Source organism: Cryobacterium soli (assembly GCF_003611035.1).
Taxonomy (GTDB): Bacteria; Actinomycetota; Actinomycetes; order Actinomycetales; family Microbacteriaceae; genus Cryobacterium; species Cryobacterium soli.
In genome coordinates this window covers 3,862,490-3,886,813 of sequence record NZ_CP030033.1, presented here as the reverse complement: position 1 = coordinate 3,886,813, position 24,324 = coordinate 3,862,490, and the positions used below count along the sequence as shown (strand labels likewise).

At 67.0% G+C, this 24,324-nt stretch carries 25 protein-coding genes and 1 pseudogene; 9 read left to right on the top strand and 17 right to left on the bottom strand.

Translation table 11 applies throughout. The annotated features are described in order from the left end of the window. Positions 1-81: 81 nt before the first annotated feature. Positions 82-1,587, bottom strand: coding sequence for a sodium/proline symporter PutP (gene putP / locus DOE79_RS18050; RefSeq protein ID WP_120339677.1), 1,506 nt, complete (start codon positions 1,585-1,587; stop codon positions 82-84). Positions 1,588-2,118: 531 nt separating this feature from the next. Between putP and DOE79_RS20975 the strand changes: the two are divergent. Next, positions 2,119-2,247 (top strand): annotated as a pseudogene (locus DOE79_RS20975) (IS110 family transposase); the annotation flags it as partial. 12 nt (positions 2,248-2,259) lie between these two features. Here DOE79_RS20975 and DOE79_RS18045 read toward each other — a convergent pair. From DOE79_RS18045 to DOE79_RS18030, 4 genes are all read right to left on the bottom strand, one after another. Further along, the gene (locus DOE79_RS18045; RefSeq protein ID WP_120339676.1) at positions 2,260-3,732 is read right to left on the bottom strand and encodes a peptide MFS transporter; all 1,473 of its coding nucleotides are present in this window, start codon (positions 3,730-3,732) and stop codon (positions 2,260-2,262) included. 69 nt (positions 3,733-3,801) lie between these two features. After that, positions 3,802-5,274, bottom strand: coding sequence for a peptide MFS transporter (locus tag DOE79_RS18040; protein ID WP_120339675.1), 1,473 nt, complete (start codon positions 5,272-5,274; stop codon positions 3,802-3,804). Positions 5,275-5,399: 125 nt separating this feature from the next. Continuing rightward, positions 5,400-5,738: a HepT-like ribonuclease domain-containing protein gene (locus tag DOE79_RS18035; protein ID WP_120339674.1), complete on the bottom strand. Its 339-nt coding sequence runs from the start codon at positions 5,736-5,738 to the stop codon at positions 5,400-5,402. 28 nt (positions 5,739-5,766) lie between these two features. Continuing rightward, entirely contained in the window at positions 5,767-6,219 is a 453-nt protein-coding gene (locus DOE79_RS18030; RefSeq protein ID WP_120339673.1) for a helix-turn-helix domain-containing protein, read from the bottom strand. Between the two features lie 60 nt (positions 6,220-6,279). On the opposite strand from DOE79_RS18030, the gene DOE79_RS18025 reads away from it, so the two are divergent. Further along, on the top strand, positions 6,280-7,581 hold the full coding sequence (locus tag DOE79_RS18025) for a DUF6880 family protein (RefSeq protein ID WP_120339672.1): 1,302 nt from the start codon (positions 6,280-6,282) through the stop codon (positions 7,579-7,581). Positions 7,582-7,795: 214 nt separating this feature from the next. Here DOE79_RS18025 and DOE79_RS18020 read toward each other — a convergent pair whose 3' ends face one another. From DOE79_RS18020 to DOE79_RS18005, 4 genes are all read right to left on the bottom strand, one after another. Next, entirely contained in the window at positions 7,796-8,206 is a 411-nt protein-coding gene (locus DOE79_RS18020; RefSeq protein ID WP_120339671.1) for a DUF2256 and DUF3253 domain-containing protein, read from the bottom strand. Between the two features lie 242 nt (positions 8,207-8,448). Then, positions 8,449-10,644 carry a hypothetical protein gene (locus tag DOE79_RS18015; protein ID WP_220094259.1) on the bottom strand — a complete coding sequence of 732 codons (2,196 nt, stop codon included), beginning with the start codon at positions 10,642-10,644 and terminating at the stop codon, positions 8,449-8,451. 299 nt (positions 10,645-10,943) lie between these two features. Beyond that, on the bottom strand, positions 10,944-11,978 hold the full coding sequence (locus DOE79_RS18010) for an NADPH:quinone reductase (protein WP_120339670.1): 1,035 nt from the start codon (positions 11,976-11,978) through the stop codon (positions 10,944-10,946). A gap of 149 nt (positions 11,979-12,127) precedes the next feature. Continuing rightward, positions 12,128-12,694, bottom strand: coding sequence for a hypothetical protein (locus tag DOE79_RS18005; RefSeq protein ID WP_245977005.1), 567 nt, complete (start codon positions 12,692-12,694; stop codon positions 12,128-12,130). Between the two features lie 226 nt (positions 12,695-12,920). Here DOE79_RS18005 and DOE79_RS18000 point away from each other — a divergent pair, with 226 nt between their 5' ends. Both DOE79_RS18000 and DOE79_RS17995 read left to right on the top strand, forming a co-directional pair. Beyond that, on the top strand, positions 12,921-13,490 hold the full coding sequence (locus DOE79_RS18000) for a hypothetical protein (RefSeq protein WP_162942832.1): 570 nt from the start codon (positions 12,921-12,923) through the stop codon (positions 13,488-13,490). Positions 13,491-13,603: 113 nt separating this feature from the next. Continuing rightward, on the top strand, positions 13,604-14,602 hold the full coding sequence (locus DOE79_RS17995; protein WP_120339668.1) for a COG1361 family protein: 999 nt from the start codon (positions 13,604-13,606) through the stop codon (positions 14,600-14,602). A 32-nt stretch (positions 14,603-14,634) separates the two neighbouring features. Here DOE79_RS17995 and DOE79_RS21080 read toward each other — a convergent pair whose 3' ends face one another. Both DOE79_RS21080 and DOE79_RS20675 read right to left on the bottom strand, forming a co-directional pair. Next, the gene (locus tag DOE79_RS21080; RefSeq protein ID WP_281270256.1) at positions 14,635-14,769 is read right to left on the bottom strand and encodes a hypothetical protein; all 135 of its coding nucleotides are present in this window, start codon (positions 14,767-14,769) and stop codon (positions 14,635-14,637) included. Between the two features lie 22 nt (positions 14,770-14,791). After that, the gene (locus DOE79_RS20675) at positions 14,792-14,944 is read right to left on the bottom strand and encodes a hypothetical protein (protein WP_162942830.1); all 153 of its coding nucleotides are present in this window, start codon (positions 14,942-14,944) and stop codon (positions 14,792-14,794) included. 467 nt (positions 14,945-15,411) lie between these two features. On the opposite strand from DOE79_RS20675, the gene DOE79_RS17990 reads away from it, so the two are divergent. Continuing rightward, entirely contained in the window at positions 15,412-15,618 is a 207-nt protein-coding gene (locus DOE79_RS17990; RefSeq protein ID WP_120339667.1) for a hypothetical protein, read from the top strand. A gap of 381 nt (positions 15,619-15,999) precedes the next feature. Then, positions 16,000-16,812: a J domain-containing protein gene (locus DOE79_RS17985; RefSeq protein WP_120339666.1), complete on the top strand. Its 813-nt coding sequence runs from the start codon at positions 16,000-16,002 to the stop codon at positions 16,810-16,812. Positions 16,813-16,848: 36 nt separating this feature from the next. Here DOE79_RS17985 and DOE79_RS17980 read toward each other — a convergent pair whose 3' ends face one another. Then, the gene (locus tag DOE79_RS17980) at positions 16,849-17,226 is read right to left on the bottom strand and encodes a winged helix-turn-helix transcriptional regulator (protein WP_120339665.1); all 378 of its coding nucleotides are present in this window, start codon (positions 17,224-17,226) and stop codon (positions 16,849-16,851) included. An 83-nt stretch (positions 17,227-17,309) separates the two neighbouring features. Here DOE79_RS17980 and DOE79_RS17975 point away from each other — a divergent pair, with 83 nt between their 5' ends. Further along, positions 17,310-17,723 (top strand): RidA family protein, encoded by a 414-nt coding sequence (locus tag DOE79_RS17975; protein ID WP_120339664.1) that lies wholly within the window; start codon positions 17,310-17,312, stop codon positions 17,721-17,723. A gap of 579 nt (positions 17,724-18,302) precedes the next feature. On the opposite strand, the gene DOE79_RS17970 is transcribed toward DOE79_RS17975, so the two are convergent. After that, complete coding sequence (locus DOE79_RS17970; protein WP_120339663.1) at positions 18,303-19,196, bottom strand: NADP-dependent oxidoreductase; 894 nt, start codon at positions 19,194-19,196, stop codon at positions 18,303-18,305. A 63-nt stretch (positions 19,197-19,259) separates the two neighbouring features. Between DOE79_RS17970 and DOE79_RS17965 the strand changes: the two genes are divergently transcribed. Then, a complete protein-coding gene (locus DOE79_RS17965) occupies positions 19,260-19,877 on the top strand; it encodes a TetR/AcrR family transcriptional regulator (protein ID WP_120339662.1) in 618 nt (205 codons plus the stop codon). Between the two features lie 65 nt (positions 19,878-19,942). Beyond that, positions 19,943-20,182: a RidA family protein gene (locus tag DOE79_RS17960; RefSeq protein ID WP_181445832.1), complete on the top strand. Its 240-nt coding sequence runs from the start codon at positions 19,943-19,945 to the stop codon at positions 20,180-20,182. A gap of 298 nt (positions 20,183-20,480) precedes the next feature. Here DOE79_RS17960 and DOE79_RS17955 read toward each other — a convergent pair whose 3' ends face one another. From DOE79_RS17955 to DOE79_RS17940, 4 genes are all read right to left on the bottom strand, one after another. After that, positions 20,481-22,007, bottom strand: a complete 1,527-nt coding sequence (locus tag DOE79_RS17955; protein ID WP_120339661.1) for a PTS ascorbate transporter subunit IIC — start codon at positions 22,005-22,007, stop codon at positions 20,481-20,483. A 42-nt stretch (positions 22,008-22,049) separates the two neighbouring features. Beyond that, entirely contained in the window at positions 22,050-22,322 is a 273-nt protein-coding gene (locus DOE79_RS17950) for a PTS sugar transporter subunit IIB (protein ID WP_066597021.1), read from the bottom strand. Between the two features lie 58 nt (positions 22,323-22,380). Then, on the bottom strand, positions 22,381-22,842 hold the full coding sequence (locus tag DOE79_RS17945; RefSeq protein WP_120339660.1) for a PTS sugar transporter subunit IIA: 462 nt from the start codon (positions 22,840-22,842) through the stop codon (positions 22,381-22,383). A gap of 253 nt (positions 22,843-23,095) precedes the next feature. Next, positions 23,096-24,280 carry an ROK family transcriptional regulator gene (locus DOE79_RS17940; protein ID WP_120339659.1) on the bottom strand — a complete coding sequence of 395 codons (1,185 nt, stop codon included), beginning with the start codon at positions 24,278-24,280 and terminating at the stop codon, positions 23,096-23,098. Positions 24,281-24,324: the final 44 nt, after the last annotated feature.

Sequence of the window (24,324 nt, the reverse complement as noted above, 5' to 3'; positions counted from 1 at the left end):
CCGCGTATCCCGCCCACGGGCCCCGACCCGTGCGTGCAGCGCGGACCCCGGCCGGGCCGGGGTACGCCCGCACGAGCCGGACTAGACGGCGGCCTTCTCGGGCTCGGTGTAGTCCTGCCGGGCCTGCGCCGCGGCGGCGTCGAACTCGGTCTCGATCTCCGTGGACGGCTTGTAGGTGAACAGCGAGACCACCACGGCCACGAGCAGGCTGGCGGCGAAGCCGGGCACGATCTCGTACATTGTGGCGCTGAGCGGCGAGTTGCCCCAGATGAACACGACGACCGCACCGGTGACCATGCCGGCCAGTGCGCCCCAGGTGGAGAGCTTCTTCCAGTACAGCGAGAGCAGTACGACGGGGCCGAAGGCCGCGCCGAAGCCAGCCCAGGCGAAGCCGACGAGCTCGAGGATGGTCGCGTCGCGGTTGAGCGCGATCAGCCCGGCGACGAGGGCCACGAGCAGCACGCCGAGGCGGCCGAGCATCACCATCTGCTTGGGGCTCGCATCCTTCTTACCCACGATCTTGTAGAGGTCCTCCACCAGCGCCGAAGAGCAGACGATCAGCTGCGACGAGATGGTGCTCATGATCGCGGCGAGCACCGCGGCGAGCACCAGTCCGGCAACGAACGGGTGGAAGAGGATCTGCGAGAGCAGCAGGAAGACGGTCTCCGGGTTGTTCAGGGTGACGTCGGGGTTCTGCTGGAAGTACGCGATGCCGATCAGCGCGGTGGCGACGGCGCCGAGCGCGGTGAGGATCATCCAGCCGATGCCGATGCGGCGGCCGGCCTTGGCGTCCTGCGGGCTGCGCAGCGCCATGAAGCGCACGAGGATGTGCGGCTGGCCCACGTAGCCCAGGCCCCACGCGGCGGCGGAGATGACACCGAGTACGGAGCCGCCGGCGGTGAGTGAGAGCAGGTCGGGGTTGACCTCGCGGATCGAGTCGATGGTGGCGCCGAGGCCGCCGGTCTTGGTGAGGGCGACCACGGGCACCACGATGAGCGCGGCGAGCATGAGCAGGCCCTGGGCGACATCGGTGAGGGTGGCGCCGAGGAAGCCGCCGAAGAGTGTGTAGAGCAGGGTGACGCCGGCGACGATGAGCATGCCGACGAGGAAGGTGGAGCCGAAGGAGTTCTCGAAGAACACCCCACCGGCGACCATGCCGGAGGAGACGTAGAACGTGAAGAACACCAGGATGATCAGGCCGGAGACCACGCGCAGCAGCCGCGACGAGTCCTTGAGCCGGTTCTCGAAGAAGCTGGGCAGGGTGATGGAGTTGTTCGACACGTGGGTGTACGAGCGCAGGCGCGGGGCCACGAACTTCCAGTTCAGCCAGGCGCCGATGGTCAGGCCGATGGCGATCCAGGCCTCCACGAGGCCGGACACGTAGATGGCGCCGGGCAGCCCCAGCAGGAGCCAGCCGGACATGTCGGAGGCGCCGGCGCTCAGCGCCGCGGTGCCGGGTTTGAGGCCGCGGCCGGCGAGCATGTAGTCGTCGAGATCCTTGGTCTGCCGGAAGGCGAAGTAGCCGATGGCGAGCATCCCGGCGAAGTACAAAACAATCGCGGCAAGCTGAAAAGTCTGATCAGTCATTGAGTCCTTAAGGTCGGATTCCCGGCACTCGGGCACAGCTATGCCCCCAAATGGGGGACGAGAGGTCGCCCAGTCTGGCACAGTTGGGGTTTCCTGTGAAGTCTCACAGCCCCGCCGACGGCCTCCGGCACCCGGCCGATCCCGCTCACAGCCCCGGTCAGGGCATAACTCTTGCAATTTTCAGATCGCGAGCAGCGGATGCCCGGAATCGCGCGGCATCCGCCCGGCCCGGCCTGCAAAATGCAGGAGCGGTGGACCCCCTTGGGGCACTGTGGGTACAGAAAATACGTCTGTGGTCGCGTTTGTGAGTCTGGCTTGCGGGGGCGATGTGGCGGATGATGTCGGTGTCTGTCACGGCGACGCCGATCTTAACTTGGTGCTGTTTTGTGAGCCTGCGCAGGAGCGTGGTGTGGAGGACTCCCACGGGAACCGTGGATTGTTGCTACGAGCACGAGTGTTAGATTCCGTTTTTTGCCCCTGTCCTCCCCGTGACAGATCCGAATATTGGGTTGAACGGTGAGGAGTTGAATCATGGATGTTGTTCACGACCGGGCCGCGGGAATCGATGTGTCCAAGCGCGACGCGAAGGTCTGTGTTCGAGTGCCGGAGGGCAGGCCGGGACGGTTCACCACCACGGTGACAACGTGGGGGTCCACAACGAATTTATGCGCGCTACCGCACCCCGTCCATCAGCCGCAGGATCGGCTTGGCGAAGACCGCCAGGACCAGCCCGAGCACGATGGCGATGCCGCCGAGCACGCCGAAGTACAGCTGCTCTGGGGCGACGGCATACCACTGGGCCAGGAGGCCGGAGATGGCGCTGCCGAGGGCCACGGAGAGGAAGAACAGCGCCACCATCTGGGTCTTGAAGAGCTCGGGCGCCAGCTTGGTGGACACCGACAGCCCCACCGGCGAGAGCAGCAGCTCGGCCACGGTGAAGACCAGCAGAATCGCCACCATCGCCAGCAGCGGCGTCGAGTTCGCCGCTCCCCCGGCGAACGGCAGGAACGCCAGGAAGGCGAGGCCCATGATCGCGGTGCCGAACGCGAACTTCACCGGGGTGGAGGGCTGCTTGGCGCCCCACTTGGTCCAGAGCATGGCGAACACGCCCGACAGCACGATGATGAAGATCGGGTTGATCGACTGCACCCAGGACACCGGCATCTCCCAGCCGAAGAGTCCCCGGTCCAGGCGCACGTCGGAGTAGATCGTCACAACCGTGAACTGCTGCTGGTAGAGCGACCAGAACGCCACACTGGCGATGAACAGGGGGATGAACGCGTAGACGCGCTTGCGTTCCACCGTGGAGATCTGCCGGTTGCGGAGAATCACGATGAAGTAGGCCACGGATGCCACGATCGTCACGCCGATGACGATGGTCACCAGGTTCGATGCGGTGATGACCCCGGTGAGTACCAGCACCACGATGAGCACGATGGCCGCGGCGGCGATCAGCAGGTAACGCCGGTACTCGCTGCGCGGCAGCGGGTCGGGCACCTCGCGGGACGAGTCGGGCAACCCCTTGCGCCCGAACGAGTACTGCACGAGGCCGATGGCCATGCCGACGGCGGCGAGGCCGAATCCGAAGTGGAAGCCGATGGTGGACTGCAGCAGCCCGGTGAGGATCGGGCCGAAGAAAGCGCCCAGGTTGATACCGAGGTAGAACAGCGAGAAGCCGGCGTCGCGCCGGGGATCGTCCTTGCGGTACAGCGAGCCGACCACGGAGGTGGCGTTGGCCTTGAGGCCACCGCTGCCGAGCGCGATGAGGATCAGGCCGACCACAACCCCGGCGACGCCGGGGATCAGCGCGAGGGCGATGTGCCCGATCATGATGATCACCGCGCTGGCGTAGAGCACCCGCTCGGAGCCGGCCAGGCGGTCGGCGACCCAGGCGCCCAGGATGGTGGAGAGGTACACCGCGCCGCCGTACGCGCCGACGATGCCCGCCGCGGTGGTCTGCGGGATGTCCAGGCCGCCATCCGCTGCCGAGTAGTACAAGTACAACAGCAGGATGCCCTGCATCCCGTAGAAGGAGAAGCGCTCCCACATCTCCACGCCGAAGATGCTGGCCAACGCCCGAGGTTGTCCGAAGAAGCGGTGGTCGTCCTGGATTTTGCCCGGATCAGGCACCGCGATCTTTGTCATTGTTTCGACGTTACTCCGCTGGGCTCCCTTCGAATTGCACTCGCCCACCGCCGAGACGCCCGATCGCGTCTACCGAACCCCGCTCATCAGTCGCAGGATCGGCCGGGTGAACAGGGCCAGGATGACGCCCAGCACGATGGCGATGCCGCCCAGAACCCCGAAGTACAGCTGCTCGGGTGCGGTGGCGTACCACTCGGCCAGCACCCCGGAGACCGCGGTGCCGAGGGCCACGGAGAGGAAGAACAACGCCACCATCTGCGTCTTGAACAGCTCGGGCGCGAGCTTGGTCGACACGGACAGCCCCACGGGTGAGAGCAGCAGCTCGGCGATCGTGAAGACCAGCAGGATGCCGATCAGCGCGAGCAACGGGGTGGAATTGGCCGCTCCCCCGGCGAACGGGAGGAACAGGAGGAACGCCACGCCCATGATGCCCGTGCCGAACGCGAACTTCACCGGTGTGGACGGCTGCTTCGCACCCCAACGGGTCCAGAGCGCGGCGAACACGCCCGACAGCACGATGATGAAGACGGGGTTGATCGACTGCACCCACGGCACCGGCATCTCCCAGCCGAACAGGTTGCGGTTCAGCCGCTCGTCCGAGTAGATCGTTACCACGGTGAACTGCTGCTGGTACAGCGACCAGAACGCCGCACTCGCGATGAACAGCGGGATGAACGCGTACACCCGGTGCCGCTCCACTGTGGAGATGTGGCGGTTGCTTAGGATCACGACGAAGTACGTGACGGAGGCCACGATCGTCACCCCGATCACTATGGTCACCAGGTTCGACGCGGTGATCACCCCGGTGGCCACGAGCACCACGATGAGCAGGATGCCGCCGGCCGCGATGGCGGAGTAGGGCAGGTACCGGCGGCGCGGCAGCGGGTCGGGCACCTCGCGGGCCACGGCGGGCAGCCGTTTGCGGCCGAAGGAGTACTGGGTGAGGCCGATCGCCATGCCGACGGCGGCCAGGCCGAAGCCGTAGTGGAAGCCGAGGGTGGTCTGCAGCAGCCCGGTGAGCAGCGGGCCGAAGAACGCGCCGAGGTTGATGCCGAGGTAGAACAGCGAGAACCCGGCGTCGCGCCGCGGATCTTCCTTCCGGTACAGCGTGCCCACCACGGAGGTGGCATTGGCCTTGAGACCGCCGCTGCCGAACGCCACCAGGATGAGGCCCACCACGACGCCCGCGACATCCGGGATCAGTGCCAGGGCGATGTGCCCGCACATGATGACCACCGCGCTATAGAAGAGCACCCGCTCGGACCCGGCCAGCCGGTCGGCGATCCACGCGCCCAGAATCGTGGAGAGGTATACCGCTCCCCCGTACGCGCCCACGATGCCCGCCGCCGTGGCCTGCGGGATACCCAGGCCGCCCTCTTCGGCCGAGTAGTACAGGTAGAGCAGCAGGATGCCCTGCATCCCGTAGAAGGAGAAGCGCTCCCACATCTCGACACCGAAGATGCTGGCCAGCGCCCGCGGCTGACCGAAGAATCGGTGGTCGTCCTGTGCGATCTCTACCCCAGGCTCGGCGATCTTAGCCATGTCTCCACGGTACGCCTGAGGCGTGCGGAGCACGACCTCTATCTCCTCGCTCTCGAAAGCCCAACCATCTCGCCGGTCGGGGCGCGACATGCACGCACGTCCCGAGGGGGCCCAGAGCCGCTTCTTTACGCGATGCCCAGTTGCACCAGCAGCCTGGGAAAGTCCGCGACGAGGGCGTTCCACACGATCTGGTAATCCGTGTTCGCGTAGTCATGCGCAAGGTAGTTGCGCATGGCGCGCAACTCGGTCCAGGCCACCTCGGGGTGCAAGTCCCGGTACCCCTCTGGCAACCGGTCGACGGCGGTCTGCAGATCGATCACAATTGCCTTTGCGGCCAGCTGTTGGGTGCGGTCGCCGCGGTCGAAGAACGCGTCCCGGCCCCGAGCGGTGATCAGGTTGGCGTGGCGGATAAGATCCCGAATGTCCGCCAGCAGCGCATCCGTACGGTCGAATTCGTGAGTCATTCGGTGTCGCTCCCCTGCCTCCGGACGCTCACAACGGCACGGCCTCGGCCACGGCCCGGTCCCGGATGGCGCCCTCTGCCCGGTCGCTCATGACGTCGACGTGCACTCCCAGAAGGTTCTCGAGGTCGAGCACAAGCCCCGCCGCATCGAGGAGGGAGGCATCGGGGGCAAAGGTGACAAGTAGGTCGACGTCGCTGCCGACCGCATCCGTTCCGCGGGCGATGCTGCCGAAGACTCGCACCGTGACCGCCTTGCGGTGGCGGGCCAGCTCAAGCACACGATCCCGCTTGCGCCCCAGCACGACCGACGGTCGCTCTGCGGTCGCGGCGAGAATGCGGGCGAGGGTCTCGGGCCGTGGCTGCACCCGACCCGTCTCGTAGGCGGAGAGATTGGGCTGCGGAACACCGGCACGCCGAGCCAGCTGACTCTGCGAGAGACCGGCTCGCGCCCGCGCGTCGAGAATGCTGCCTGACGAACTCATGACGAGATTATAGCTCCGGGCTATGAGCGCGGGGCGGGGCTAGCTGCAAGACTTGTCGCCATGTGCCCACCAGACAGCGACCGGTTCGCGGATGCGCCCCCGGTGCCATCCAACGGCTCCCGCACCGACGCATCCGCCGAGACCCTCGCCAAGGCCCGCACCCGCATCCTGGCGATGTTTCGCACCCGGCGGGAACTCATCCGGTGGAACGCCGTCTCGGAGTACGTCGACGACGCCTACGCTGGGGTGCACGAACTCCGCGCCGCAGCAGGGAACTTCGGTAGCGCCGCGCTCATCCCCACGACGGAGAAGGCCATCGCCATTGTCGTGAAGTTGCTGCTCCACGCCGATGACTCCAACGGTGAGATCCAGGGTGTGGTCGGCGCTCTTCTTCACCTCCACGCCGAGCTGTGCAAGGCGACACCGCCCAAGCCCGCGGTGCTCGCCGAATGGCTCATCGATTTCCGCTTCGGCGGCGCCCAGGGCTTCTTTGAACCCGATATCGCCCAGTACCGGGACGCGCTGGGTGAGCCCGGCCTCGCCGTGCTCAGCGAACGCCTGGACGCGCTGGAAGCGGAGCTCCCGCCACCCACCGACGCCTACGACTCGAAGCGCCGGTTGATCGCCAGCTACCGGCAACGGGTGGCCGTGGCGAGCGGTGATCCCGAGAAAGTCATCGCCAGCTTCGGCGACCTCACCCGGTCGTATCTCCTGCATGATCTGGCCCAAGCTCTGATGGAAATCGGCGCCATCGACCAGGCGATCGCATACGCCGAACGCGCCGCCCTGCTCGAGGAGAGCTGGCAGGCCGAGCGTGCCGGCCACTATTGGGCCGAGCTTCTGCACGAGTACCGCGCGCACGACGCAGAACTGGCTGCCCGACAAATGCTCTTTGATCGTCGGCCGTCCGCGAAGAACGCCCTGGCTCTCGCCCAGGCCGCGGGCGCCCCGAACAGCGCCGTAACCTGGGACTCGTTCGCCGAGGCCGTGTTCGAGCGGCTTGAGACGCAGCATCCGCGCGAATTGATCGGCACCCTGCTAGAGCTGGACCTCACCGAGCGCGCCTGGGAGGCGGGCGAGCGGCTCACCACCGATGTGGGGCTCTGGACCGAGTTGGTGGCCGCGCGGGAGAAAGCCGACCCGGCCGCCGTCGTTCCGGTACTGATCCAACTCATTCAGTCCGACCTCGCTGTGTCCAAACCCCAGAACTACAAGTCCGCGGTCGGCCGGTTGCGGCAACTGCGCCGAGCCCTCAAGGCGACGAATGACGCGCACCGGTTCGCGTTGCTCATGGTGGAGCTGCGCGACGAGAACAGTCGCCGGCCGACGCTGCTCCAGGCGTTCGACCGCGCAGGGTTCTAGCCGCGCGCTGTTCTAGCGGCGCGCTGTTCTAGCGGCGCGCGGTCAGAGCTCGCGGTTCACGCGGTGCGCGGGCACGGCACCCGGTTCCAGCGGTGCGCGGGCAACGCGCCCCTGCGCGCCTGGCACGCCACGCGCGCAGGGGCGCCTGACCCGCGCGTCGCAACCGCAGCCCGTCAAGTTTGGTCAGGCCCACGTGGCCGTAGCCGGATGCGCCCTAGCGTGGCCGGCGCAACCGGATCGGGCCCTTGGCTGTCGAGGGGTCGACGACCGAGCCGCCCTGGGTGATCTGCAGGTCACCTCGGGCGACCATTCGGCGGGCGGCGCGGCGGGCCGGCTCCATCAGGTCGCGCCACTCCTCTCCGCCGATCGCTCGGGCGGCGTCGGACGGGCAGATCGTGGCATCCGCTGCCCGCTTGTCGAGCAGGGTCGTGATGGTCTCTTCGAGCCGCCGGTCGGTGTCGTCCACCCGGTGGGCGCGGCAAGTGTCGGAGCAGTACTTCACGGCCGCCCAGTTCTTGGCCCATTTGGCGCGCCACTCGATGCGCCGGCCGCACGAGGCGCAGGTCTTATCGGCCCGGTCGCCGTCGGGGCCAGATGAGGCGGATGCGTGTTGACGGTGAGCCATGCCTTCTATCTTGCGTGACTGGGCCGACGTCGTGGGGTTGTCGTTCCGCAGAGGGAGCTCCAACCGAACGTTTCGGGCGTTCCGCGGGCAAGGCGCCCCTTCGCCGGCGGCGCGCCACCGGCGAAGCGGCGCCTGACCCGCGCATCGCCATGCCAAGCCCGAGCGCCGCGCCGGAGTGCCGAGACCACGGAAATGCCCCGGATGCGCGAACCGCGCGACCGGGGCACCTCGTCGTGGCGTTACTACTTCTTGGCCTCGAACCACACCTGGGTGAACCCGCCAGCGGCGATGAACACCTTGCCGCTGCGGGCATCGCCCTTGCCCTTGTGCGAATCCGCGACCGGCTGGCCGGTGGCGTCGAACGCCTGCTGCACGAGCTGCTGCCCGCGCGGCACGTCGATGCGGCGCTGCGCGTCGGCCGTATCGGCGCTCACGAAGAGCGTCGAGTCACCGGCGGGCCCGGTCACCGCCACCGTGGAGATCAGGGGCTGGATGAGCAGCGCGTCGACCTGCGCCGCGGCATCCGTCGTGCCGACGACCTGGGTCGCCTTGCCCGGCAGGGTGTTCGTCAGCGGCAGCGGCAGCAGCTGGCCGGGCGCCTCGGTGACGCCCTGCTCGCCGGCGCCGCCGTTGGCGGTGGCGCCGAGCGTGAGCGTGCCATGGCCGGGCTTACCGGTGTCGTGCTTGCCCGGGCCCTTGCCCGGCTTGCCGGTGTCGCTGGTCCAAGTGGTGGTCCCGGACGGGTCGACGACCTGGTTCACAATCGGATGCACCCGGCGAGCCTGGTCATCGGCCGGCACAGTGATGCGGAGCGTGCCACCCGCGGCCAGGTCGACGTACGCACCGCCGGACCAGTTGGCCTCGCCGGTCCACGAGGACTCCGGCGTGACGACCGTTCCACCGGTCAGAGCGCCGGACTCAGCCTCGACCACGCTCAGGCCGTGGGTGGCCACGGTGCTGGTGACGCCCAGGGCCGCTGCCTTGAGGTCGGGGTGCGCGTCGAGGGTGATCATCGACAACAGCGCGTGGATGGTCGACTCGGCGCCGGAGTTGGTGTTCACCCGGCCGTCGCGTTCGATGCCGTCGATCGCCGTACCGGTGGCCGGGTCGTAGGCGGGCAGGCCGCTGCGGTTGGCGCCGAAGTACCAGCCGGCGGTGATCGCCGCCACGTTGAGCAGCCCGGGGGCGTCGGCCGCGTCGGCGGTGGCCACCAGGCTCTGCAGCCGGGAGTCGACGCCATAGGCGATCTGCGCCTCACCCGGAGTCGGCGACCACGCGTTGTCCGGCCCACCCGCGGCGAGCAGCTGCGGGGTGAACTGGGCGGTGTCCTGCACCGCGGCCGTGAGCAGGGCCGGGTCGTCGAGAACCTCGGATGCGACGGCGACAGCCGCCGGGGCCATCCCGCCCCAGGCGTGCCACAGGCTGGGCGAGTGCGTCCAGGGCATGATCGCGCCGAACGGCCAGTCGCCGCTGGCACCCTCGACCGTGGACATCGCCGAGATGCCCTCGCTGAGCTGAGCCAGCGCGGTGCTAGCCGTGTCAGCGGTGGGTCCTGTCGGGCCGGCCTGCAGGTACGCGGCGAGGCCGAGCACGGCCTCGGCGGACGCATCCGCCCCGTCGGCGATCAGCCAGGCCGGCACCTCATCGCCGTCGGCGATGTCGTAGGCGGGGTAGTCGCCGAGCGAGCCGCGGTTCACGGCGGCCAAGCTGAGGTTCAGGCGCTCCTCGAGGAACGCGGCGAATTCCGGGTCTTCGTCGGCGAACGCGGCGTAGCCCTCACCGAGCGCCCACACCGTGCGGGCCAGCCAGTAGGACTCGTCCGAGTCGCTCGGGTCGGGCAGTTCCACCGGCTCGGCGCTCGGGTTGAGCGTGCCGTCGACCTGCTGCCAGAGCACCACGTTGCCGGCGTTGGGTCCGTCGGTGGTCTGCAGGTAGGCGAGTGAGCGCAGCGTCTGGAACGCGTGGTCGCGGCTCGAGGTATCACCGGTCTGCTGCCAGTGCCGCAGATAGACCACCGCCGCACGGGAGGTGTCGTCGGCATTGAACGCGCCCTGCGTGTAGTACCCGGTGGCCGGGTCGAGGTCGCCGCCACCGATCGGCGTGTACGAGCCGTCATCGTTCTTGTCCGCGTAGGTCCAGGGCGCTTCCACCACCGGCTTCTCCGCGGCCTGGTAGGTAGTGTGCCCGTCGAGCACCGGCAGCGGTACCTCATCGAGCAGAAAATTGAGGTGGCTGAGATTGGTGAGCGGGGCGGATGCGTCGGCCGCCGGCACCGCCGACGCGGGCGTGCTCGCGGTGCTGGTGACCGCCGACGCGGGGGCCAACCCCAGCGCGCCGGTGCCCACCAGGGCGACCGACAGGGTCGCGGCCAGGGCGAGCCGCCCCGCCCGCGAGTGAGTGGATGGACAGGGACTTGATCGGACATCGTTGTTCGTCATGCCTCAACTAAACCGGTTAAGGTTCGGGGAGTCAAGAGGAATGCTCATTCTTGGACCGGGTTCTGGCGGGGTACAGCCGTCGCCGATGCGCTCAGCGTGCCCGGACGCACTCACTGCACCCCGGGCGGCTGGATGAGCCCCGTATAGGTGGCTCATCCAGCCAGACAAGGTGCGGTGAGGGCGCGCAGGACTCTCCGCAGCAGCTCACCGCACCTCGTAGCGGCGACCGCGCCCGCTCTAGCGGTAGCGGTCGCCCACTCGAGCTGCAGTGACGGCGCACACGGCCGGCGTTGGTGGCCCTACTGGGCGGACGACACGTCGATCAGCACCTTGCCCACCACACCGCTCTCCACCAGAGCATGCGCATCCGCCGTGTGCTCGAGGTCGGTGCGATGCAGCGGCAGCCCGGCCGACTCCCCCACGGCGAGCGCACCATCGGCCAGGGCCGCGTTGATGTCCTCGGCCGCGGCCCGGATCTCGTCGATACCCACGGTGTAGAGCAGCACGAACTGGTAGCGCACGTTGAGACTGAAGTGTTTGCGCACGTCGAGGGTCATCTCGTCGCCGCCGTTGTTGGCGTAGACCGCGATCGAACCGCGGTTGCGGATGACGGCCAGGTCGAGCTCGGCGTTCTGGGCGGGCGCGACCTCCACGATCTGGTCCACGCCGTCCGGGGCGATCGCCCGAATCTGCGCCACGATGTCTTCGTCGGTGTACGTCAGCACATGCTGCGCCCCAGCGGCCGCGGCGAGCGCCGCCTTCTCCGGCGAGCTCACGGTCGTGATGACGGATGCCCCGGCCCACCGGGCCAGCTGAATCGCGGCGTGCCCCACCGCACCGGCCCCGCCCGCCACGAGCACCGTCGTGCCGGCCAGCGCCCCGGGGTGCAGCCGGCGCGGGCCGTCCTCGGCCACGGTCAGCGCGCGGTGTGCCGTGATCGCCGGCACGCCCATGCTCGCGCCCTGGTCGAAGCTGGCGTTGTCCGGCAGCGGGAACACCCGCTCCGCCGGCAGCACGGCCAGCTCCTGCGCGGACCCACTGCTCGCCCGCTGGTAGGCGGCGAGCGCCAGCCACACCCGGTCACCCACCGTGACATTCTGCACGTCGGCGCCGACCGCATCCACGATGCCCGCGCCATCCTGGTTGGGCACCACCTCGTCGAACGCCAGCTTCTCGCCCGGGGCGGAGCCGCGGCGGGATTTCCAGTCGGTGGGGTTCACCCCGCTCACCACGACGCGCACGCGCACCTCGCCGGCGCCGGGTTCAACCTTCGGCCGATCGACGAGCTGAAGCACGGACGGGTCACCGGTCTGGCTGTACACAATGGTCTTCATATCCACAACAACACTGGCGGGGCCGGAATGGTTCCCACCTGGCCCCGTTTCACCGCACGGGTCCGGGGCGACCAGCCACGTTCGATACTAGGTGGCCGCCGGCTACCCCTAGAGCCCACGCGTCCCACGACATCCCGGGCTGGCGGCGCTCACCGGGACTCCGCCGGGGAGCAACCAGCCGGCGGAGCGTTCCCGCTGATCGAGAAGTCCTCGCAGGTGAGGAACCGCGCCTGGTTCAGGCCCAGCACGTACGACGCGATCACGACGGCGAGCACCACGACCACGATGAGCCACTTCGAGCGGCGTGGGGTGCCGACGGCGAAGTCGGGCCACACGATCTGCACCAACACCCACAGCGTGAACGGGATGCCGATGAGCACGGCCACAAACGCCGCCAAGTCGAGCAGGGCGATGCCGAGATCGGTCACGGCGTCCTGGGCGACGAAGCTCAGCAGCAGCCAGACCGACGGGAGCAGCAACAACAGCCCTCGCCCCAGCCTCCCTCGCAGGGGACGCCGCTCGACGAGCACAAAGACCAGGGCGGCGACGGATGCGGCCCACAACGCGAGGATGTCGTCGAAGAAGATCTCGCCCCAGGCGCCGAGGGTGAACGCCGGCCACCAGGCGATCGCCGCCATACCCACCATGACCACGCCCGTGGGCACGTCCCGTCGCCGACGGTCTTCCGCCGCTGCCGCATCCGGGGTCTCGCGCACGTCTGCACCGTATCCGGGGCTGGGAAGGCTCCGATAGGCCGCATAACCGGACCATTTCCCGTTCGGGGGACATATTTTCCCCAAATGGGGTACAAAAAGTTGCGAATGACTGGGCCGCTCCGCCACACTCAGGTTCGGCGCCTAACTCGATGAAGTGTCGTTGTTCTCGTTTTTGTTGCGTCGGGTCTCGACGCGGCCTTATTTGCTCTCACCCAAAGGGGAACCCATGCGTCATTCAACTCGCCTCGCAATATCGGCCGTGGGCGCAATTGCGCTCGCCGGAGCATTCGCTTCGCCGGCATTCGCCACCGTCATCAGCCCGAGCGACGACACCGAAGCCACCGTCACTGTTGCGGGCGGCAGCCTGTCAATCACCGTGCCGGACTCGGTCGACTTCGGCGAGGTGGCTCCGATTCAGACCAACGACCCCGATTCCTTGGCGTCGTCCCAGGTTGCCCTGAGGGGCACGGCCATCACCGACACGAGGGCGGGAACCGAGGGCTGGGAAGTCACCTATTCAGTCACACCCTTCGTCAACACCACGACCGGGGAAGCACTCCCGATCGACAATTTCTTTGTGAACCCGAACACCACCGACGGCGTGCCGAACGGCGTCCTCACCGTTCAGCCGGGCAACCCGTCGACCGGAGCCACCGGCACGATCTACTCGGCTTACAACGTGCACGGTAACAACGACGCCGCGTGGACCACGTATTTGACGCTCAAGATCCCGGCCAACGCTCTGGCCGGCGAGTACACGGGAACTTTCACTCAGTCGATCACGACAGCCGGATAGTCCGGAGTCTTCACCGACTTTTTCGTAGCGCAACCAAATCGGTCGCACGGGCGGCCCAACCGCCGCCCGTGTGACCCGATGACGATGATCGTCGTCTGAGAAGAGAATACGTTTTGCTCCAACCCGTGGCCATCGCTCTGGCCCTTGTGACCCTTCTTTCCGCGGCATCGCCGAGCCCCACCCCCATCCCCGAGGGCACTGCGGGCGCCGGGGTTGGGATCCAGCTTCTGGATATTCCTGTCGAGAGCCAGGATGATTCCCGCGCCCGTGCGAATATCGTCGATAACCTCACGCCCGGTACCACGATCCAGCGGCGGGTCACGATCTCCAACTTCGATGACGTCTCACGGGACGCGCAGGTGTATGCCGCGGCCTCCACGATCGTCGACGGCAAGTTCAGCCCCGACGATGGCAACCCCACCGAGCTCACGACCTGGATCAGCGTCGACCAGCCGACCGTGTCCCTCCCCGCACACCACTCAACGGAAGTGACCGTCACGATCGCGGTCCCCGAAGACGCCGCCGAGTCCGAGCAATATGCCACCATTTGGGCGCAGGTCAATTCCGCCACGACCGGCGATGTCAACACGGCCAGCCGCACCGGCATCCGGGTCTATCTCTCTGTCGGCCCAGGTAACGGGCCGCCGGCCGACTTCAGCATCCAAGAACTCACAACGTCCCGAACAGCCGACGGCACACCGCAGGTCCACGCTCTCGTCGAGAACACCGGCGGTCGTGCCGTGGATATCTCCGGGGCGGTCTCGCTCACTGGCGGACCCGGGACAACGTCAGCCGGTCCCTTCACCACCAGTCTCGCCACCACGATTCTTCCCGGGAAGACGGGAACCGTCACGGTCCCGCTCGCCCACGGGCTGATTGCCGGGCCATGGGATGCCGCGGTGACGCTGACGAGCGGGGTTCTGGTGAAGGAGACGACCGCTAAGATCACGTTCCCGGAGTCGGGAGAGACCAGTGTGGTCGAGACCGCGGGTTTTCCAGGCTGGGCCGTGATTCTCATCGCGGTACTCGCCCTGCTCATCATCGCAGCCGTCATCGTCATTCTCCGCCGACGCACAAGAGGCGCGACCCGGGTCACCGTTCCGTCAGGGTGACAGCCCGCCGCAACTGAGCCCTCACCCGAGGGTCACGCGGAGAGCTGGGCCGCCAAGGGGAACTCGGAGAACGCATCGTCACCGTGCGGCGCGAGTTCGAGATAGCTCAACCGGTCATTGTCGACGAAGAGCAGAAGCGTGGCATCCGGATGGGCCGCAGACAGCACGACCCGACGACCGGATGCCCCATCAGTGCGTGGGCTCGGCGGCAGCCTCAGCCGCGCTGACGAAGCGCGGGTCGCGGGCGTAGTTCCGGCGTCGGCTGTCCAGGGCTGCGACGACCTGTGCGGGTGCGTCGTCTCCGACGAGCAGACGCAACCGGGTGTCGGCGGTGTCCGCCACATGCCGCAGAATCGCGGCCGCCGCATCCGGTGCGGGCGTGCCGCCGCCCCCACGCGTCCATCGCGGGGTCGGATCTCGTCGTGATCGAGGGCGCCCCGCACGGGGTGACCGTGAGCCACGCCGATCAGTGGAACGCGGCAGTTCTCCAGTTCCTGGCGCGATAGCGACGGATGCCCCGTGCGCCGGGATTGTTTCCGGGGCACTGGTCTGTGCGCCGGCGTGTGGAGCACGAGGGACGGCCGCTGCTGCGATCCGCGGGCGCCGCGCCGTTCCGCCCGTGGCGCGCCGCCGGCGAAGCGGCGCCGTGCCCGCGTAACGCGCAGACCGCGGCAGCCTTTGCGCTCGAGGATGCCCGCACGCACGACCAGGCATCACGGCCGGCACGTCGGCGCTACACTCGCTGCGCAACCACCGGCACCATGCGCCCCGCGCCTCACCGCCTTCTCTCCCCCAGAAAGCAGGCCGCTATGACCGTCCCTCGCCTTCTCGCCCTCGCCGCCATCGCGGCCGTCTTCTACCTACTCGGCACCCGGCACGACAAACACCGGCTCGAACGGATGCGCATCCGAGCCCAGCAGGCCTGGCACGACCCCAAGCTCAAGAAGGCGCGCAGCAAGTTGTTCAAGCTGAGCAAGAAGAACGCGAAGAAGATCGACAAGGCCGTGCACCACTAGCTCGCGGGAGTACATCTCTGCGCCGCAATCTCATTCTTAGTCACTGCTAGCCAGCAGAGCTTCGTTCATTTCACCGCCGGAAATAAACACACAAACTGAAATCAGCGAGCACCACTATTTGGTGAACAACATGCCGACTGCCCCGTGCCGAGTTAGTTGATCTTGATTCCGCAGACCGGGCATTTGGTGAAGCTGGACGGCGTCGTGATCGACGTGCCGCAACTGCGACAAATATAGGCCGTGCCCCAGATCAGTTTTGGTCCGCTCATGCTAGGCATTCTGCCACCGACTGCGCAAGGATGACTAGGAGAAATTGAACAACGACCACTTGGCTCCAACTAGACACGACGATCGTGCGCGCTGCGCCTGGGGATGTGAAAAGTGACTCCGGACTACTACGAGCTACTGGGCGTCAAGAAGAGCGCGTCAGCTGAAGAGATTCGGTCCGCCTACAAACGTCTCTTGAGGCAGGCTCATCCTGATACCGGAGGAACGTCTGGACTCTTCATAGTGATCGAGCAGGCGTGGGAAACACTGAGTGATCCCGCAAGGCGAGCCTCATATGACAAGGAAAGATCGCGTCCGGGGCAGTCATCCTCAGGCAGCGGCAGCAGTGATAGTGCGCCCAGCAACCACAGTGACGACTTCACGCGAGGCTATGCAGAGGAGGCCGGCCGCAGTCGGTTCAGGGAAGAGCAGGCTCAACGTGAACGAGAGGAGGCTCGCCAACGTCAGTACGAGCACGACAGGGCCGCGGCGCGTGAGAGAGCACGGCAAAAGAAGCAGTACGCCAGCGAAGCCGCAAGAACAGAGCGTTTACGCCCCTACTACGATGCCGTACGGAAGCTCTCGGAGAAAGAAAAGCAACTCCACTTCCTTGGCAATGTTCGATTGACCTACGTCCTGGCGCTGCACAGGGCCGAATCGAGCCAGTACGTCGTCATCTTCGTCATCGCCGCACTCATTGCCCTGAACGCGGCGTTCATGATCATGGGCACGGCCACTCTCACCGGATTCTCCTACTGGTTTGCATTGGTATTCAATATGGTCGTGATCTTTCTCGGTTCCGGCGTCATCCTTGTCTTTGTTTCGGCCGCCCTGCTCTGGCTCGCGAAGGTGGCTGCGCCACGGCGCAGAAACGTCTCGGACACGGAGCTACAGGATGAGTATCTCTCGGCGCAGTCGAACGGATGAGTCTCAGGCGTTCCCAACGGTGGGTCCGCCGGCGAGCTAGCGCTCCTCGGCGTCGAACCGTTCCCGCGCCCGCCGCACCTCGGGCATGTTCTCGGTGGTCCAGCGCAGCAGTGCATCGACGAGTCCGTTGAGGGTGTTGCCCACCGGGGCGATCCGGTATTCCACCGCCACCGGGCGGGCATGCAGCACCACGCGCTCGATCATGCCGTTGCGCTCGAGCCGGCGCAACGACGCGGTGAGCGACTTCTGCCCGATCGCGGGAATCGCACGGCGCAACTCATTGAAGCGCAGATTCGTGCCGCAGAGCACGTCGAGCACCTGCAGCGACCACTTGTCGAGCACCTGGTCGAGCAGTTCGCGGTGCGGCGCATCCACCTGAAGGAGCGCGGAGCCGGCCTGGGAGGTGTCATTCATGACACCTAGTCCCGTTGAAGTTTCTTTCGTGCACTAGGTAGACAGGGGATACCACCAACCGACTTCAACGAAAGCAACCTCACATGAGCGTCGAAACCTTTTCCCCCGCCAACATGTTCCAGCCGACGCCGTACCACCACGTCGCCGTCGGCACGGGCACCCGCCACGTGCATGTCGCCGGGCAGATCTCCCGCGACGGCGACGCCACCCGCATCGCCACGGGCGACCTCACCGGGCAGGTCGCCCAGGTGCTCCGCAACACCGCGCTCGGCCTGGCCGGCGCGGGCGCCACCTTCGCGGATGTCGTACGGTTGCGTTTCTTCCTCACCGATGCATCCGCCCCGGGTCGGGTCGAGGCCTTCATGGCCGGCATCGACCTCGTCGCCGACGAGCTGGGCCTGCCGCAGCCGCTGCCGCCGGTGTCGGTGATCGGCATCGACTTCCTCTTCGAACCCGACGTGCTCGTCGAGCTCGAGGCGTACGCCGTGCTCGACTAGGGCGAGTTCGGCATTTCGCGGGTCCGGCGCCCATCCGGAGGCGGTTCGACAAACCTTAGCCGCGAGCGCTGACTGTTCGTGCCCTTGGATGGCAACGTCTTCGCTGAGCCGTTGGTCACCCGATCCGCTCTCAAAGGGCTCGCCGAGTTCGAGGAATTCGAACTATTCACGATGCCCAACCGCCCGAACGCGTTCGCGGTCAGCCCCACTCAATGGTCGATCATTCTCGACTGCCTCACCCGAACCGACTGATCCACCGCAGATCCACGTCATGAAAGGAAGATCATGCAGCTCGGTGCGGCCGAGGTCGTGCTCGTGGAGGCAACAGTTCGTTCACGTCCGAGCGACGACATCCCCTGTGAGATGGCCGTCCCAGTCGAGTACGCGCCGGATGGGCGAAGCGTCATTTCGTTCCGTCCCTGTGTCATCCCGGCCAAGTGGCGCCTTGTTCTCCGCTAGCACCATCTCGTCGACACGCACGACGAGCACGTGCTCTGCGAAAGGCATCTCAGTCTCTGGCAGACGTTTCGAGCGGTCGAGGATCCACCATGGGACATCACGGGGCTGGCAGGCGATCAGTCAGGGGACAAGCACGCGTCGCCCTCTCGTGTGCCCTGCCTGGCTGTCTGCCTGTGCCGCGGCCGCTTCGGCTAGGGGGTACACCGTGTCGATGGGAATGACGAGTCGGCCGTCGCGAATGAGATCGCCGGCCACCGCAAGCGCGCTGAACATGTCTCCGCCGACGCCCAAGAACCGCACCCCGTGCTCGGGCGCGGCGAGGTCGGCTATCGTGACGACTTTGTTCGCGTCACCGGTCAATTCCACGAGGTCGGCGATCACGCCTGAACCCGCAATATCGATCGCAGCGTCGACGCGGCCGATCTGACGGACCCGGTTCACCCACCCGTCGCCGTACGTGGTCGGCACAGCACCTAGATCTCGCAAATAGTCCTGGTTGCTAGACCCGGCCGTCGCGATGACAGTGATGCCCCGCGCCCGGGCGATCTGTACGGCCGCGGATCCGACACCACCAGAACCACCACTGATCAGGAGGGTCTCACCCGGCTGCACCCGGACTTCGTGGATGGCACGAAGGGCCGTCTCGACGACGGACGGGTAGCCGGCTGCTTCCTCAAAGCTCAGCCCGTCGGAAATCGGAGCCCAGGACGTCAGAAGCGCGTACTCCGCATACGTCTCGAACCCCCGCCCGAAAACGAGGTCACCCACAGCGACGCCCTCCACCCCCTCACCTATCTCATCCACAACGCCCGATGCGTCCTGGCCGATGCCGGACGGAAGCGCGATCGGATGCGTCGCCTGGCGTTGCCCCTCCCGGATCCTCCAATCGACAGGGTTCACCCCAGCTGCTTTGACGACTATGCGGATCTGACCCGAGCCCGGCTGGGGCTTGTCGGTAGTGATCAGCGTTAGGACCTCAGGGGCGCCGAAAGCGGCGAAACTTACTTTTCTCATGTACCGAAGCTAGCACTAACCGTTAGCGTTTCGTATCCGTAAGTGTTTTGCTAGGATGGGTCCATGACCATAGAAAGCGTCCCCGTGGGCCGCCGCGAGCGCAAGAAGGCGGAGACCCGCCGCAGGATCGCCGAGTCTGCTCGACGCCTTTTTCTTACCCACGGCTATGACGAGGTGGGCATTCGCGACGTGGCGGCTGATGCTGACGTGGCTGTGACGACATTGTTCTCTCACTTCGCCTCGAAAGAAGCGCTTGTCTTCGAACTTGATGACGTCTTCGAGCAACGCTTCGTCCGTGCGGTCACCGACCGGCGCGAGGACGAAATGGTGCTCCAAGCTCTGCGCCGGGAGCTCGAGGTCATGCTCCGGCACTGCGGCTCCGACGCCGCGCGCCCGATCTGGAGCATGATCGACGAGTCCGCGACTCTGCACAGCTACGAGGAGTCGATGCTGACGCGCCACGCGGCATCCTTAGCGGATGCTCTGAAAGCCGATCCTGAGCTGGGGCTCACCCCGACTGCAGCTCAAACCATGTCCCGCTTCATCGTCTCCGTTTATTCCGTCGCGCGCGCAACTTCACAACCGCTCAACACCCTCGATGAGATCTTTCCCATGATCGAGGCCTCCTGGCACGCGACCGCGGCGACACGAGTCCCGCCCCTTTCTCAATTCACGCAATAACGAGGAGCCCGAGCCGCAAAGTCCACAGACGTGCGCGCCCGGCACCCGAAGTCAATGCGGATCCGATGAGCAGGTCCAGGCCACGCGTGGAGCGCCCCAATCTCGCGGATGTCGTGCGGTTGCGCTTCTTCCTCACCGACGCATCCGCCCCGGGCCGGTTCGAGGCTTTCATGGCCGGCATCGACCTCGTCGCCGACGAGCTGGGCCTGCCGCAGCCACTGCCGCCGGTGTCGGTGCTCGGCATCGACTTCCTCTTCGAACCCGACGTCCTCGTGGAGCTCGAGGCGTACGCCGTGCTCGAGTAGCCCGACCGACGACAACAGCCCTCAACAGAGGCCGTGGTCGCGTCCCGACGAACGTCCGCGCCCGCGTGGGCCACCTCTCGACGGGGCTCCGCCGCGGTCCGCGGGGATGGCGCCGTTTCGCGGGTGGCACGCCGCCCACGAACCGGCGCCCGACCCGCGCACAGCCCAGACCGTGGCCCGCCCACTCGAGCACACCCGTACATTCACCATGCGCGCGGATCCCGCCCACTCCAGTGCCGCACAACACCAGAGGGCGACCCCGCACCGCGGAGCCGCCCTCTGGCGAGACAGGCTGGAGCTAAACGGCCTCGGCCGCCGCTTCCTTCTCCGCCTTGCGACGGGCCTTCTCGGCGTCGAGCACAGCCTTCTCGGCCGCCTTCTCCTCGGCGATCCACAGGTCACGCTTGGCTCCGGGCACCCAGCCCTTGTCCACAACGCGGATCTGGTAGACGATCGCGACGCTGACGAGCACCACGGCGATGAGGATCGCGAGAACTACCGCGAGGCCACCGCCGACGCCGACGCTCACACCCACGAGGGTGCCGAACCAGCCGAAGTCCGCGTCGCCGAAGGTGCTGTTGGCGAAGCCGAAGTCGCCGAGAACCAGCAGCAGAATCGCGGGCAGGATGGTGATGATCACGCCGTTGACGAAACCACCGATCATCGCGCCCAGGCGTCCGCCGGTCGCGTTCCCGTAGACACCGGCTCCACCACCGGTGAAGAAGTGCGGCACCATACCGGGCAGGATCAGCGCGAGACCGAACACCGGGTTCAGCCACACCGCGAGCACACCGAGGGCGATGAGGCCACCGGCGAACGAGCTCAGGAAGCCGATCAGCACGGCGTTGGCGCCGAACGGGAACACGATCGGGATGTCCAGGGCCGGGCGGGCTCCGGGCACGACCTTCTCGGCGATGCCCTGGAAGGCGGGAACGAGCTCACCGAGCACGGTGCGCACACCGTAGAGGATGACCGCGACGCCCACACCGAACTGCAGCGCCTGCGCGAACGCGGCCATGATGAACGCGCCGGCGTCGGCGGACCCGAAGATGTCGAGCGCATCCTGCAGCGGCAGGGCGATCAGGCCCCACACGGCGAAGACCATATAGATGAGCACCATCGACAGTGACGTGGCCACCATCGAGTCGCGCAGGAACTTCAGGCCCTGCGGAAACTTGATGTCTTCGGTGGACTTGCTGTTGCGGCCCACGACCTGGCCGGCGGCACCGGCGGCGATGTAGCCGAGGGTGCCGAAGTGGCCGATGGCGATGGTGTCGTTGCCGGTGATCTTCTTGGTCCACGGGTGCACGAACGCTGGCATCACGACCATGATCACGCCGAGCAGCAGCGCACCGATGAGCACGACGAGCCAGCTGGCGCCGTCGCCGAAGCCGACGGAGAGAACCACGGTGAGCATGGTGGCCATGAAGACCATGTGGTGCCCAGTGAGGAATACATATTTAAGGGGAGTGAAGCGAGCCAGTGCGAGCATCACCAGGAAGCCGAGCGTGAGCACATAGGCGCTCTGCGCACCGAACTGCTCCTGCGCGATGGCGGTGATGACCTCGTTGGTGGGGATGACGCCCTGGGCGCCGGTCACCGCGAGAATCAGGTTGCCGAGCGGGTCGAGCGAGCCCACCACCACGTTGGCGCCGGCCCCGAGGATCAGGAAGCCGAGGGCCGCCTTGAGGGCACCGCCGATCACCTGCCCGGAGTTGCGCTTGAGCGCCATCAGCCCGATCGCGGTGATGATGCCGATCAGATACGCGGGCACGTTGAGAATCTGCTGCCCGATGAAATTCAGTACGACGACAAGCCACTCCATTGTGGGAGCTCCTAATTCTGTGAGAGAGAGACGGTGACGGGGTTACTCGACGGCGGCGGTGAGCTTCTCGGTGATCTCCTCGAGATCGAAGAAGTTGTTGATGATGATGACCTCGGCGGGCACGTCGCCGAGCTCCTCGGCCAGCTCCTCCGAGGTGAGCACGATCTCGGCGGTCTGCGCGGCGCCACGGGCCACGCCCATGTCGGCGGCTTCAACATCCGCGTCTATGCCGAGCTTGGCGAGAACCTTCTCGGCGTTCATTTTGAGCAGCACTGAGGTTCCAATGCCCATTCCACAGACGGCGACGATCTTCATGGGGTGCCTTTCGATTGGGTGAGACGAGTGTGAGAAAAACGGATGCGTACGGGCCGCGTTACGCGGCAGCCGCGGCGAGGTCGCCGAGCACGGCGCGCACCTCGTCGGCGGTGTCGGCCACGGCCAGACGCTTCATCGCGGGGCCGTCGGAGAGCACGCCGGCCAGGGCCCGCATCACCTGGAGGTGTGCGTCGTGGTCCTTGGCGGCCAGGCCGATCACGAGGGTGACGGGGTCGTTGGCCTTATTGCCGAACTCCACGGGGGTGGCCAGGCTAACCCAGCTCAGTCCCCCGGTGAGAACCGCGGGCGACGGGCGGGAGTGCGCGAGAGCGACACCGGGAGCGATGACGATGTACGGTCCGTGCTTCTCGACCGCGTCGATCATCTCGTCGGTGTAGGCATCCGTCGTGGCTCCACCGGCCACCAGGCCTGCGCCCGCGAGACGGATGGCGGCCCGCCAGTCGGCGGCTTCCGCCTGGGTCTCGATCGACGAGAGGGCTTCGGCCAGGTTCAGTGCCACGAATGAACTCCTTTGTTGTTTCCGGTGCAGCCGGCCCGCGAGGGCGACTGGCTTGACTGTATAAGCCTAAGCGACCTTTTGTCTACAAGTGCACCAAAGTAAATTCGGATCGGTCGCCGGGGTCGCCGGCCGCGGGCGCACCAGATCAGGCGGCCGGGAGTGCCGCCGCGGGGCAAAGCCGAGCTGAGCCGTTAGCCAGCCGCGCCGGAGCGGGCAGGGCCGTGCCGGTCGTGGCGGACTGCGCCGATTCGGCTCAGGCCGGCTGGGTGTGCAGTGAGACGCCGATGCCGCCGCCGCGGGTGAGCCGGCTGATGCGGTCGGCCTCAAACAGGGCGTCCTGGGCGATGAGCGAGGCTCCGGTGACGCCGGCGATGTGGCCGAGCCGGGACTTCTCCACGACGAGGCCCTGCAGGGCGAAGTCGCGGGCGCCGGCGAAGATGGCCTGCCGGATCGCGCCGAGGAACGGTTCGCCGGCCTGGGCCAGGTTGCCGCCGACCACCACGGCCTGCGGGTTGAGCAGCCCCACCACGTGGGCCAGGCTCTGGCCGATCTCGGTGCCGGTCTCGGCGAGCAGCCGCAGCACGGCGGGGTCGCCGTCGTTGGCCAGGCCCACGATGTCGCTGCTGGTGCGAACCCGGCGACCCAGGCTGAGCAGTTCACTGCGGATGACCGCGCCGCTGGCGATCGACTCCAACCGCACGGTACGCTCCCCGCCGACGCGCACGGCGCTGAGCTCGCCGGCACCGCCGCGGGAGCCGTGGTAGATCGAACCGTCCAGCACGAATGCCAGACCCACGCCAATGCCGGCCTTGAGCACCACCACGTCGCGGTACTCGGTCCAGCCGCGGCGGGCCTCGGCGAGCGCCATGATGTTCACGTCCCGGTCCACGGCGAAGACGGCGTGGTCGTAGCGGCCGTCGAAGTACTCCTTCACCAGCACGTCGTTCCACTGGGTGTCCACCTGCGGGCTGGCCAGCCGGCCGGTCACGAAGTCGACCGGGCCGGGCACGCCCACCCCGATGCCCACCACGTCGGCGCGCGTCTTGCCGAGCCGGTCGAGCATGTGGTCGAACACCTGGCCGGCCCACTCGAAGATCTCGGCGGGCCCCTCGCTCAGACCGATGTCGGCCTCGTCTTCGCTGAGGATGGTGGACACCAGGTCGGTGATGGCCAGGCGGGTGTGCGAACCGCCGATGTCCACGGCCAGCAGCAGGCCGGCATCCGGGTTCACGGCGAATTCTTCGGGCGGGCGGCCGCCGCGGGAGTCGAGCTGCCCCACGCTCATCACGATGGAGGCGTGCAGCAGTTCATCGAGCCGGCGGGCCAGGGTGATGCGCGACCAGCCGAGCTGCTCGATGAGGTCGGTGCGAGTGGTGGCACGGCCGGAGCGGATGAGGTCAAGCACCACACCCGAGCCGGTGGACAGAGCGTGTGCCATGGGATTCCCGTCTTCCGAACGCATCCGCCCGGTCTGCGGGAGGT